Annotated in this window: 14 protein-coding genes; 9 read left to right on the forward strand and 5 right to left on the reverse strand. The window is 62.4% G+C overall.

Translation table 11 applies throughout. The features are described from left to right. Window positions 1–101 precede the first annotated feature (101 nt). The 4 genes from mamS (at window position 102) to mamV (ending at window position 3,189) form a co-directional block, all read left to right on the forward strand. Window positions 102–623 carry a magnetosome protein MamS gene (gene mamS, locus A6A04_RS15650; protein ID WP_145980709.1) on the forward strand — a complete coding sequence of 174 codons (522 nt, stop codon included), beginning with the start codon at window positions 102–104 and terminating at the stop codon, window positions 621–623. Window positions 624–690: 67 nt separating this feature from the next. Next, window positions 691–1,173 (forward strand): magnetosome protein MamT, encoded by a 483-nt coding sequence (gene mamT, locus A6A04_RS15655; protein ID WP_008622199.1) that lies wholly within the window; start codon window positions 691–693, stop codon window positions 1,171–1,173. 37 nt (window positions 1,174–1,210) lie between these two features. Next, window positions 1,211–2,104: a lipid kinase MamU gene (gene mamU / locus A6A04_RS15660; RefSeq protein ID WP_068494543.1), complete on the forward strand. Its 894-nt coding sequence runs from the start codon at window positions 1,211–1,213 to the stop codon at window positions 2,102–2,104. Window positions 2,105–2,202: 98 nt separating this feature from the next. After that, a complete protein-coding gene (mamV, locus tag A6A04_RS15665; protein ID WP_245651235.1) occupies window positions 2,203–3,189 on the forward strand; it encodes a CDF transporter MamV in 987 nt (328 codons plus the stop codon). Between the two features lie 49 nt (window positions 3,190–3,238). Here the strand turns inward: mamV and A6A04_RS15670 are convergent, their stop codons facing one another. Both A6A04_RS15670 and A6A04_RS22730 read right to left on the reverse strand, forming a co-directional pair. After that, entirely contained in the window at window positions 3,239–4,534 is a 1,296-nt protein-coding gene (locus A6A04_RS15670; RefSeq protein WP_245651236.1) for a response regulator, read from the reverse strand. Next, window positions 4,512–4,997, reverse strand: a complete 486-nt coding sequence (locus tag A6A04_RS22730) for a hypothetical protein (protein ID WP_172822790.1) — start codon at window positions 4,995–4,997, stop codon at window positions 4,512–4,514. The genes A6A04_RS15670 and A6A04_RS22730 overlap by 23 nt, the downstream gene beginning before the upstream one ends. A gap of 96 nt (window positions 4,998–5,093) precedes the next feature. Between A6A04_RS22730 and A6A04_RS15675 the strand changes: the two genes are divergently transcribed. Next, a complete protein-coding gene (locus tag A6A04_RS15675) occupies window positions 5,094–6,092 on the forward strand; it encodes a chemotaxis protein CheY (RefSeq protein WP_245651237.1) in 999 nt (332 codons plus the stop codon). A gap of 166 nt (window positions 6,093–6,258) precedes the next feature. Then, on the forward strand, window positions 6,259–6,612 hold the full coding sequence (gene mamW, locus A6A04_RS15680; protein ID WP_008622215.1) for a magnetosome protein MamW: 354 nt from the start codon (window positions 6,259–6,261) through the stop codon (window positions 6,610–6,612). A 78-nt stretch (window positions 6,613–6,690) separates the two neighbouring features. Here the strand turns inward: mamW and A6A04_RS15685 are convergent, their stop codons facing one another. Continuing rightward, window positions 6,691–7,044, reverse strand: a complete 354-nt coding sequence (locus A6A04_RS15685) for a helix-turn-helix transcriptional regulator (protein WP_245651238.1) — start codon at window positions 7,042–7,044, stop codon at window positions 6,691–6,693. Window positions 7,045–7,331: 287 nt separating this feature from the next. Between A6A04_RS15685 and A6A04_RS15690 the strand changes: the two genes are divergently transcribed. Continuing rightward, entirely contained in the window at window positions 7,332–8,579 is a 1,248-nt protein-coding gene (locus A6A04_RS15690) for a response regulator transcription factor (protein ID WP_068494551.1), read from the forward strand. A gap of 44 nt (window positions 8,580–8,623) precedes the next feature. Here the strand turns inward: A6A04_RS15690 and A6A04_RS15695 are convergent, their stop codons facing one another. Together A6A04_RS15695 and A6A04_RS15700 are read right to left on the reverse strand one after the other, a co-directional pair. Continuing rightward, window positions 8,624–9,196 (reverse strand): hypothetical protein, encoded by a 573-nt coding sequence (locus A6A04_RS15695; protein WP_068494552.1) that lies wholly within the window; start codon window positions 9,194–9,196, stop codon window positions 8,624–8,626. A gap of 154 nt (window positions 9,197–9,350) precedes the next feature. Next, complete coding sequence (locus A6A04_RS15700) at window positions 9,351–9,830, reverse strand: bacteriohemerythrin (protein WP_009867583.1); 480 nt, start codon at window positions 9,828–9,830, stop codon at window positions 9,351–9,353. Between the two features lie 399 nt (window positions 9,831–10,229). On the opposite strand from A6A04_RS15700, the gene A6A04_RS15705 reads away from it, so the two are divergent. Continuing rightward, a complete protein-coding gene (locus A6A04_RS15705; protein WP_152619670.1) occupies window positions 10,230–10,496 on the forward strand; it encodes a hypothetical protein in 267 nt (88 codons plus the stop codon). A gap of 30 nt (window positions 10,497–10,526) precedes the next feature. After that, on the forward strand, window positions 10,527–10,766 hold the full coding sequence (locus A6A04_RS23230; RefSeq protein WP_245651239.1) for a hypothetical protein: 240 nt from the start codon (window positions 10,527–10,529) through the stop codon (window positions 10,764–10,766). The last annotated feature ends 95 nt before the right edge of the window (window positions 10,767–10,861 follow it).

The raw sequence follows: 10,861 nt of genomic DNA on the forward strand, positions 1-10,861 counted from the left end.
CCACGCCCGCGACATCCGCCTGTTCGTCAGCCCGGCACCCGCCGCCGCGGCACGGGCCTGACCGAGAGAGGGGCGGCGTCATGGACTTCCGGCCAGAGCGTATGTTGAGCCGTATTCGGCAGATGGCCGAAGGCGCCGTCTCGCCCCAACTGGTGCTTGGCCTCGGGGTCGTCCTGATCCTGGGGCTGGTTGTGAGCGCCATGCTTCCCGACCGCTTCACAGGCGGCGGCAAAACCGGCGGCGGCGTCACGGCCCAAAGCCAGGCATTGTCGCTTCCCGCCGCCCTGCCGGGTCTGTCGCCCTTTACCCCGGCGACGCCTTTGCAGTTCAGCGGCCGTGTCACCCAGGTGGCCAGCATCGGCAACGATGTCGGCTGGGGGCAGGTCCATATCTGGATCGACAACGGCACCGGCGCCCTGCAGGAGATTTCGGTGGCGCCGCAGGCATATCTTACCCAGATCGGCTGCCCGTCCTTCGACGGAGCGCGGGTCAGCGGCGTCGGATTCATCTTCGATCCGGGGCGGCCCAATGCCGAGCTTTACGTCAAGTCGATACAGGTCGGCGGGCGGACCTGCAAGTTGCGCGATGACGAGGGACTGGCACTGTGGATGGTGGTGCAGTGAGTCCGAGGAGACGGGGAAGGTGAGCATGGAGGCGCCGCGGCGCGGCCGTCGCTGGGTAAGCTTGGGGATGATCGCCTTGTTGGCGGCGATCGGGCTGGGACTCTATTGGGACCAGCTGTCCACGCCGTCCGGCATAACGCCCGCCACCTCGCCCCGACGGGCGGAGGGGCTGCTGCTGGGGCGTCTACCGCTGCCCATGGAGCCATCGCTGCTGTCGCCGCTGGAGCGGCTGCTGGAACCGCCGCTCCGCTACAAGCTGATGACCATCCGCCATATCCCGCCGGTGAAGCCAGGAACCGGAATGCCGCATCCCTATGTAGGCGATTGCATCCAGTGCCACCTGATGGTGGGCGGCCCGGCCGCCGGCTCCCAGTTCAAGACGCCCTATGGCGCCGTTTTGGAAAATCTCTCGCGGGTCCGCAAGCTGGGACCGCCCATTCTGCCGACCTCCCGCCAGCCGCATCCGCCGGCCGGACGATGCATCAAATGCCACGATATCGTGGTCAAGGTGCCGGTGGACAAGAAAGGCGGCATGAGATGGCAATTATGATCGCGGGCGCCATTCCCCGCTGACCAGGGGCGGAGCGATGCGCATCGCGGCGATCATCAATGAACGTGCGGGAACCGTCGCCTGCCTGTCGCCCCCGGTCGTCGCCGCCCGGCTGTCGGCCATCTGGACCTCGCTGGGCCATCAGGCCCATGTCAGCCTGGCCGAGGGAAAGGACATGGGGCGCGCAATTCGCAAGGCGTGCCGTGATCCCGCCGTCCATGCGGTCATCATCGGCGGCGGCGACGGGTCCTTGTCCCGATCGCTTAAGCATGTGGTGGGAAGCGGCAAGTCCCTGGGTGTCCTGCCGCTGGGAACCATGAATTATGTCGCCCGCCAGTTCGGAGTGCCGTTCGACCTTGACCGGGCGGCGGTGGCCTTGGCCGATGCGGTTCCCACCCCCACCGATTTGGGTCGGGTCAATGACCGTTTCTTCCTGATTCGTGCCTGTCTCGGCGCATTTCCTGAATTCATCCGTTCTCGCGACGAGGCCCGCCGCAAAGGAGGGAGCTTTCTGGACGGAGCCCTGGCCGGGCTGACCGGCCTGGCCCGGGGGCATCGCTTGATCGAAGCGGAGTTGATCGGACCCGACGTCCAAGCCCGGATCGCCACTTCCTTTTTTATGGTGTCCAACAATATGTGCCGGGATTCCGATCCGTTCCAGCTGGAGCGCGAGCGCATGGATGGTGCTACCCTGGGGGTTTATATCGGGCAGGGGGCGGGGCCAATCAGCCTCATGGATCTGGGCCTGCAGGTGGCCATGGGGCGTTGGGCCAGCAACGAGGCACTCATCCGAGGCTCCTTGCCCTGGCTGGAAATCCGGACCCGGCAGCGCAAGTCGCTGGTCTCCATCGACGGCGAGGTGGAAAAGATGGAAGCCCCCTTCCGCTTCGACATCCTGCCCGGCGTCCTACCCATGCTGGTGCCCAAATAATCGCGGCCTTGCAAGGTGGTGCGGTTGCCATGGACGGCAGGCAACTGCTATAGAATAAACCACGGTGCGCATTGGCGTCGCCGATGCTGGGAAGGCCGATGAAACCAAGCAAATGCCAGGAATGTCGTGACCGAGCGGCTTGGCTGGACATGTTCACCGCCCTGGCTCTCGCCGTGTTCAAGACCGCTTTGGGGGTGCTGAGCGGCAGCATGGCGCTTCAGGCCCATTCCCTACATTCCTTCGGCGATTTTCTGACCAAGGGCATCAATCTGGCCAGCGTCAAGCTGTCCAGCCGACCGGCCAATTCCGCCTTTCCCTACGGCTACGGCAAGGTTCAATTCCTGTCGGCCAATTTCATCGGCATCAGCCTGATGGCCGGGGCCGCCGCCATGCTGTGGTACAACGTCACCCATCTCGGCTCCGGCCATGTGCAGGTCCCCGAGGTCTGGGCCGTGTTCGGCGCCCTGATCTCCGCCGGAACCGCCGAACTGATGCATCGCTATCTGCGCTGCGTGGCCGAACACACCAACAGTCCCGCCATAATGGCCGCCGCCGCCGACAATCGGGGCGACGCCTATTCGTCTCTGGCGGTGCTGGCGGGCATCGTTTTGTCCATCCTGGGATGGGTGGCGGCGGATCATCTGGCCGCCATCTTGGTGTCGCTGCTGGTTTTGCGCATCGGCGCGGTGATCGCCTGGGACAGCATCCACGGCTTGATGGACGGCAGCGTTCCCTCCCATCGTATCGACGGCATCCGGCAATTGCTGGCCGCCCACCATCCCGGCGTCAGCGTTGTGGACCTGCGCGGTCGCCGCATGGGGGAAACCTGGGAAGTGGATCTGCAGCTTTCCATTTCAAGCCAGGTCACGGTCGAGGAGTGCCATGCCCTGACCCGGGAACTGGAAAGCAGGATCGCCCGGGAAGAGCCGCACGCCTGTCACATCCGCATCCGGTTTATTCCCCAATCCGGGGATGCGGCAAAAACCGCCGTCATCGAGACGGCGGCGGCGGTGGATGAATTCGCCTATCTGGTCGAGGCGCCTGCGGCCCTCCGGCCGCTTGGCCGCCGCCGTAATGGCGGCTGATCGCGGCGTGCGCCGGATTTGGCGCTCGCCGCTATAGGGACCGGGGCCGCTACACCGTCGGCGATCGGTTGAGGCGCTGGAAGGCGGCCTCTTGGGAATCGGCTGCGCGGCGCTCTTGCAAGATTAGATCCGCATCGTTCAGTCGCTTGGCGGCCACAAGCTTCAGCGGTGCGGCGTCATCCTTTTCCAGCTCGCTGAGGGTATTGTCTCGGGCCGTCAGCGACAGCACGTTCTGCCATCCGGTCTTGATCATCTCCAACAGGTCGAGGGAGAGCGAGGGGTAGCCGCCGAGCATTGTGATCAAGGTGTCGAATTCGGACATCTTGTAAAAGATCTTCGATGACGATCCCAATGCGGCGGGAGTGGTTCCATCGACGATCCGAGACGATTCCTGGACGGTCCGTTCGAGGCCGGAGGCCAGGATTCCCAACGAGAACTTACTGACGGTCGCCATGATCTCGGCATATTTCTTCTTGAAGAAGGACCCTGCCTCGCCTTCCTCCCGGCAATAGCCGTGGACCAGCCCCATGAGGTTCATCAGGCGATTGAAATGGTCGCTGATCTTCGCCTTGGCGTTTTCCGCGGCGGGGTCGTGAAGCAGGGCTTGAAGCTCTTGAGAGATGCGCAGGGCCTCTTGGACGACCTGGACGCGGCGGTTGGACGGTGGCAGATGCTCGATATCGGGGCCTCGGCCGCCACCGGATGTTGCGGCCATGCCGATTCCGGCCGTGGCTTTGGGCGACGGCCGACTTGGCGTCTCGGCGGTCGCGCCGCTCGGCGCCTCGGCGGCATTTTCGGGCCGGGCGGCGGCGGACGGTTTCTGCGGTGCGGTTTCCGCCGCCGGGCGCGGGGCCGTTCCATCGGTGGCGCGGCGACGCGGTCCCTGATAGTTGGGAAGATCGTTCCGTCTGCGGTCGGGACCGGCATAGCCGCCGCAATTGATGAATTCGCGCGAGTCGGTGAGAAGCGCCGAGACGGCTTTCAGCATCCCCCGCAGAGTGAGGGGGAGGGTGGCAAAGCCGGAGGCACCGGCATCCCTGGCTCGGGTCAGACGCTCATTATCCCATCCTTCCGTGACGCACAGGAAGGGAACCGCCCGGGCTCTGGGGGGCAAGTCGCGCCGGATATGCTTCAGCAGGTCGATGTGACCATCGCCGGCCTCTGCCCAAATGACGAGATCGATGGTTGTGTAACGAAGCTGTAAAGTGGCATGTTCAACCGTATCAGCTTCGTGAATAACACCAATCCCAATCTGGTTGAGAACGTCGGCCAGCAGGCGGCGCTTTTTCTTGTCTGATGAAATCAGAAGGCATGCAATGTTCTTAAATGATGGCAGAGTCAACATGCATTAACTCATAAGATGCCGGGATTGTATTTAATGATGGGGTGGTGGATACAGTGGAGAACTCGGTGTGTCTGCTCCATTCCCTCGCCCTCATCTCTCGGTGCTCCGAAGGAAGGTGTCGCTTGGCGGCAAGCTTATGCCTTAAGATGTGCCGAGTCCATGGGGGGGCGAAGAAATCGTGTTCGAAAGATGGAATGGCCCGGCTGGCCAGCTCAACCTCGGCGCAAAAATAGCCAGTAAATCTCATAATTCGAGGGTTGTGCTGCGGCCTTGGCAATGCTTCGATACACACTCGATCGGTGGCGTTCGAAAGGGGTAGGTCCTCAAGATGAAGCCATTTGCAGCCTGTAAGGGCCTTGTTGCTATCGCTGATGGTGGTCTGCGCAGGGTGCTGCGTGAGTTGTTGCTCGGGGTGAAGATGCATGATGTCGAGTTTCTCTCCGATGTCGGTGGGGTAGCGCATGCCCTTCGCGCCAATCCCTCTATCGACCTGATCATCTCCCAAAACGACGTACCCGGCGGCGGGAGCATTGCCATCGCTCGCTTTGTCCGTTGGGAAATGTCCGCTCCCGCCAATACGCTGCCCATCATCAGCCTGGGCCGGGACTGGACGCCGGAACTGCTTCAGGAAACCCGCGAGGCCGGAATCTGCGAGGTCATCGCCATGCCGACCTCGCTGATGGCGGTGCAGGCGAAGCTTTTATCCGCCATGGACGGCAAGCGGCCTTTCATTTCCACCGCCACCTATCGCGGCGGCTGTCGTCGTCGCCGGTCATCCAAGGGTCACCAGGGACCGTTCCGCCGGGCCGAGGACCGCATCGCCGAGCAGCTAAATCAGGCGGTCGAGAAATCGGAACGGCGGGCCATCCGGCAGGAATTGCAGGGAGAGCGTTCCTTGCCGCCGGTGCCCGGAATGGCGGCGGCCGCGCCGCAGAGGGGCTCTTTCGCGGCGCCAGCGCGTCCCAGGGCGGATGAGGCCGAGGAGGACGAAGGGGGCGACCGCCAGACCCGCGCGGTGATCGACAAGGCATTCGTCACCGCCCGCCTGATCGAGCAGCTTCTGGCGCGGTTGGTGACCACCACCGGCGCCGAGGCGCAGGGGGCTCTGACCACGGCGGTGGCAGATGCCGAAGAGCGCCTCATCAACCTCATGGCGCTGGCGCAGATGCGCATCGAGCAGCACGGTTGCTCGGCGGCGGATATCGAGCGTCTGCGCATTATCCGCAAATCGGTGGATGCCAGCGCGGAATCGCTCCTGCGCGCCCAGCTTTCCCGGCTGATCAAGTCCGGCGAGGACATTTTGTCCGGGCGTGCCGGACTGTCTTTCAATATCGGTCGCGCCATGCAGGCTCGCATGAGCTATGCCCAATTCCTGATCAATGTCCGCGGCGGCATCGACATGCTCGACAGCGAGGTCAAGGACGCGGTCAAGAAAGCCCAAGGCATCGTGGCCCAGGTGAAGGAAATCGAGGCAGGGGTGTTGCCCTTGCCGCAGTTCGACACCGCCCGCTCGCCGAAGTCGCAGACGTCCGGCCGTTCTGGGCCTGCGGGCCGCTGATCTGGTTTCGGCGCCGAATTCGGCGCGATCGTCCCCGTTTCCGAACCATAGAAGATGACGTATTTTTCCCCTTCGGCTATGATTGCCGACGGTTTGCCCCGGCCTATGGAGACCGGGTGCTTTCGCCCGGGGATCTCGGCGCGGCCCATGGGTTTGGAAAGCGGCTATGCTGACAGCGATCATCGCCGGTATTTTATTGTTTCTGTTCGGAGTTCTCATCAAGGGCGTGTTCGCGCACGCCATGGTGATTCTCGTCGCCTGGTTGGCCAAGAACGGCCTGCTGCTGGCCTTTCTCCGGACCCGTTTCGGGCGTCGCGTGGTCCGGAACGCACGGTTCAGAACCTATGCCCAGGTGGGGCCGGGCAGCGGACGGCGGCGAGCCTATCAGGTCTTCAAGCGGATGGCGGGGGCCGAGCGGGCGACGGTTCGCGTCCTGACCCGGGTGCGCGATGGTTTCGCCCTGATGATCCGGCGCCGCCCCAATACGGCGGTGGTGCCGCACCGCAAGAATCCGTCTTGAGGGGGGACGGCCCTCCGGCCGCTTGGCCGCTTGCTCAATGCTTGCCTGAGCGTCGTGCCTCGCATTTGAGGCCCGACGTTAAAGCAGCCGCCGGACGTCGATCTTCAGGGCTTCGGCGATCTTGCGCAGCACGATCATGTCAAACCCGGCTTCCAGGGCGGCCAGCGTTTCGAGGCTGATTCCCGCCGTCCGAGCCAGGGACTCGCGGGTCATGCCGCGGTATTCGCGATAGACTTGGACCGGGCTTTGCCCGGCCATCAACCGGTCCGCCACCGTGTGGGGGAACTGATCCCGATCGCTCACGGCGGCGGGGGCGCAGGGCTTTGGGGGCTCGGCGACGGGGGTGGGCTTCGGCGGTTCGGGCGCGCGCGGTGCCGCCTGCGGCTGCTCCCCGGTCAGCAGGACGCGCATCTTTTCGAGAATTTCCGCCATATTGGCGTCCCGCGCACTGTCCGTTTCCGGTGAAGGCACCCCCTTTTCCGTGCCCATCCTTGTCTCCTGTCTTGGCCGAATACCGGACTTGGCGTAAGCCTCGGCCCCAGGCGTTAAGGTTGCCGTATGCCCCCTTCAATTCGCAAGGGGTTTGATAACCCGGTCATAACCATGCTTCAATACCTATTCATCGGATCCAGACTAGCACGGAATGGCTTTTTCCGTTTTCATCGGCTGGTTCTTTATTCCCTGAGATGCGGAGCGCGCGTGGGGCCAAGGATCGTGGAATGTCATTGAATACCTCCTTCTTAGGCAAGGCATGCATGGTCGTGGCCTCGGACGATTCGCTTTGCAGCTTGATCGCGACATCCTTGCATCAGATTGGATTTGCCGACGTTTTGAAGTCGGGCATCCTGACCGAAGCGATTAAGTTCGCCGCTTCCGGCATCTATGACCTGATCGTTTGCGCCGGTACCGATATCGACGAACCGCTCGACATGATTCGGCGCATCAGAATGGAAACCCCCGAAGGCGTCGTGACCGGGCCGATGATTTGCGTCATCAGTCACATGGATGTCGGCAATCTGTCCATGATGCGCAATTCCGGGGCCAATTGCGTCATGACCCTGCCCATCAGCACGCGCGGCATGCTGAAAAACGTCAATCGCGCCTTGAATGAAAAGCGCGAGTTCATCGCCAACCCGACCTTTCGGGGGCCTTGCCGCCGCAATCCCGCTCCGGGCCTTTACGAAGGGCCGTTCCGTCGCGCTGCCGACCGCCAGGACTGCGCGACGCAATCGCCGTCTCCGTCTCCGGCCCCCCGCAAGCTTGCCGCCGCGGGCCATTCCGGGGAGCTGGGCCTGGCCCCGCGCCGACCGCATGCGCCGGCCGTCGTGGGGGAGGATCCCAATTCCCAGGCATCCATTATCTTCAATGGCGTGAGCGAAATCGCCGCCAGAATCGAGCATCTGAAGGAAGCCCTGCATGCCACCGATGATGAACGGACGCGCAAGGTCGTGCGCGCAGAGATCATGGAGGCGGCAGATAGGCTGGTGAACCTCGTCACCCTGGTGGACTTGAACAAAGGTCCCCATCGCGGCCAGGACAATCCGCTGCGGCAGAAAATCGGGACGATGAAGGCTTTGTTCATCGGTATCTTGCGGCAAATGTCCGTCGGTAGGCTGGATGCGATCATCGCCGATATGGAGAAGTATCTGAACGGCGGAGAAATCACCCTGGGAGGCGGCGACCTTCTGCAGGAGCGATTGGCCTCGGTGGAGGAAATCGTCGCGGTCCTGGGCGGACGCAAAGCCGACGAAACCATGAAGCGAAAGCTGGATTCCGCCTGGGAGGGAATCGGGAAGCTCCAGAAAATGGAGGCGGAACAGTTTGAACTGGCCGATCTGACGCGCAACAAGCGCAGCAAGCGCGGGGTGAGCCGGTTTCATCCGCCCGCCGAGGCGATCGACGGGGTGGCAAGCCAGAACGGGGTTGCCGATCTTTTGCGTTCGCGTGGGGCGGGGAAGAAGCCCTGATCAGGGCCATGGGCGGGGCGTTCGACGAGTTCGGCGCCGAACCCCTATTTCAGCCGAAGCTTCTGCTGTCCGGCCAGTCGCGTCACCGTCATGGGCATCGCCGCGGGCGACGGTCTTGCCACCGTGATGGGGGTCGGGGCCGGGGCTGGTCGGGGGGCGGCAGCAGCGACCGGCGGCAGCATCGAGCGGGCGGCGGCCACATCGGCGGCGACCTGCTTCATGCCGCGCCGCAGGGCGGCGTTTTCGGATTTCAGCCGCTTGGCCTGGAGCCAGTTCCGGTCGCTTTGTTCAAGGCATATCTGCAAGATGACCCGGAGGCGGAGCATTTTATCGTCGGCAGGGGGCGCCTGGAGAAGGGAAGCCTGGGTGTCGGGGGCTGTTTCGGAAAAGATGTCGGCGGCCACGAAGTCGCCGCCGTTCTCGCGGGCATATTTGCCCTCCTGAATCACGGATTCGGTCAAATGCGCCAAATGGGCGATAGCGGCCATCATTTCCTGATCGGACGCGGCGCCGGGGGCTCCGGGGATGTTGCCGCAGGCGTCCAGAATTTTCAGCAGGAATTCATGGGATTTCTGCAGGTTCGCCAGCGCTACGGACAGTATCGAAGGATGCGCCATCTCTCAGGACCTTGTGCTGACGCGGACAGGCCCATTCTGTCTGAACCCGTCGGGATCGGCAATCCCATGCGGGCCGTCCTTGCGCACGACGGCCCGGCTTATCCCCAAGCCCGAAGGAGGAGCATATGCCGACGGGGGGCTTTCTTGCCTTTGGCTATGAGGCAAGCTCGGTGTCCAGGCCTGCGGCCATATACACCAGGGGGCGGTCATCCACATTCGCGTTGGTCAAGATCCCTTTGTATTGGGCATCTACCCCCCGGATGTGGATATTCAGCCAATCCGTGACCAAATGCGCCAGGGCGCCGATATGTTCGATATTGCCCGTCTGGCGGTAGTCCTGAACGATGCGGGTTACCCGGTCGGCAAAGGCGTCGTGCGCCGCGATATGCTCGACCAGATAGGCGTAGTCGGCCTTGGCCATGGCCTTTTGCTCGCGCAGGAAATGCCCCTCGATATATTCCTCGAGGATATTGATGGAGGTTTCGATGAGGTAGAGCTGATCGTTGTCGGGCGTGGCGGTCACGTCATTCATCAGAGCCGCCAAGCGAAAGAACGCCTGATGATCTTCGTCGATGATTTCGACGTTCACGGATAAATCATCGGTCCATTCGGGGAGCGGATTGGTCTGGTTCATTCCTCTTCCTCGTCTCACGACCTGCTTTAACGGGCGGCCCAACTACGGCAATGCCCCATGCCAGAGTTACTTAGTCAGTCAGCGCGACCAAAAGTCAACCGGGATCGCCGGCAAATCCGGCCAAAGTTCAAGCTACATTCCAAAGCCGCGAGGCTTACGATCCGAGCCGTGGGGAAGCGGCATCGGCGGCGTCTCCCGCAGGGCGAATCATCTCGAATTCGATCACTGACTCTAGCATAAATCGGCCTAAGGACAGAGAGTAAAAATAAGTCGCAATATCTGATGAGCGGCAACATATCTCCAAGGATGCAACAATCGTTTGACGAGCCCCGCCCGTATGGGGCCCAATCATGGGGGCATGCGGCTTTGATCGGGGCTCGCAATCGAAAGGGGAGGAGTGTGGCGCATAATAATGCTTTCGGCTTCGAGGAGATTCGCCGGGCGGTAAATTCCGCAGGATGGCTTCGGCTGCTTTTGGTCGTGGCCATTGGCCTGACGGTTGCGATCTTGTTCGTGCATCTTTTCGTCGCGATCGCGGTGGGGGCGCTGTGCATACTTTTCGTTCATCATGCGGTCCAGCGCGCCATGGGGCCGGGAACCCGGATTCGGTTGCGGATGCCGCTGGCAATGTCCGCGCGATTGAAGGGCTGGATGTGGCGCAAATGACAGTTTCAGCCCGACAGGGGGCTTGGATGGATGTGTCGTTTGCCGGTGGCCTATTATTTCAGCCTATTCGATCGTGCGGGCGAACTGGCCCTGGGCGCCCTGTTCAATTTCCTGGCCTGTGACCTGGTGGCAAAGCACACGCTGTCAGAGGATCGAAAGTTTTTTGTACAAATCCAAGCGATTCGAGATACAGCAGGACGAACGCAGGCAATCATTTCGGGCGACAATGGCGATATTCGGGCGAAAAACTCCACCCATCCAAGTCGGTGACCGGTTCACAAAGGCAAATGGGCACCTCCGGAAACTGGCGTCGGCTCGGGTTTCGTGATTCCCTATCCGTATGACGGAACAGGGGGCGGATATGA

This window comes from Paramagnetospirillum marisnigri, assembly GCF_001650715.1.
Lineage (GTDB): Bacteria > Pseudomonadota > Alphaproteobacteria > Rhodospirillales > Magnetospirillaceae > Phaeospirillum > Phaeospirillum marisnigri.

Excerpts from the sequence above, each read along its gene's own strand:
- A6A04_RS15695 (WP_068494552.1), bottom strand. The coding sequence starts at position 9,196 with ATGGCGCATCCTTCGATACTGTCCGTAGCGCTGGCGAACCTGCAGAAA.
- mamS (WP_145980709.1), top strand. The coding sequence starts at position 102 with ATGTTGAGCCGTATTCGGCAGATGGCCGAAGGCGCCGTCTCGCCCCAA.
- A6A04_RS15675 (WP_245651237.1), top strand. The coding sequence starts at position 5,094 with ATGTCCGCTCCCGCCAATACGCTGCCCATCATCAGCCTGGGCCGGGAC.
- A6A04_RS15690 (WP_068494551.1), top strand. The coding sequence starts at position 7,332 with ATGTCATTGAATACCTCCTTCTTAGGCAAGGCATGCATGGTCGTGGCC.
- mamW (WP_008622215.1), top strand. The coding sequence starts at position 6,259 with ATGCTGACAGCGATCATCGCCGGTATTTTATTGTTTCTGTTCGGAGTT.
- mamV (WP_245651235.1), top strand. The coding sequence starts at position 2,203 with ATGAAACCAAGCAAATGCCAGGAATGTCGTGACCGAGCGGCTTGGCTG.
- A6A04_RS15670 (WP_245651236.1), bottom strand. The coding sequence starts at position 4,534 with ATGTTGACTCTGCCATCATTTAAGAACATTGCATGCCTTCTGATTTCA.
- mamT (WP_008622199.1), top strand. The coding sequence starts at position 691 with ATGATCGCCTTGTTGGCGGCGATCGGGCTGGGACTCTATTGGGACCAG.
- A6A04_RS23230 (WP_245651239.1), top strand. The coding sequence starts at position 10,527 with ATGTGTCGTTTGCCGGTGGCCTATTATTTCAGCCTATTCGATCGTGCG.
- A6A04_RS22730 (WP_172822790.1), bottom strand. The coding sequence starts at position 4,997 with ATGCGCTACCCCACCGACATCGGAGAGAAACTCGACATCATGCATCTT.
- A6A04_RS15700 (WP_009867583.1), bottom strand. The coding sequence starts at position 9,830 with ATGAACCAGACCAATCCGCTCCCCGAATGGACCGATGATTTATCCGTG.
- A6A04_RS15685 (WP_245651238.1), bottom strand. The coding sequence starts at position 7,044 with ATGGCGGAAATTCTCGAAAAGATGCGCGTCCTGCTGACCGGGGAGCAG.
- mamU (WP_068494543.1), top strand. The coding sequence starts at position 1,211 with ATGCGCATCGCGGCGATCATCAATGAACGTGCGGGAACCGTCGCCTGC.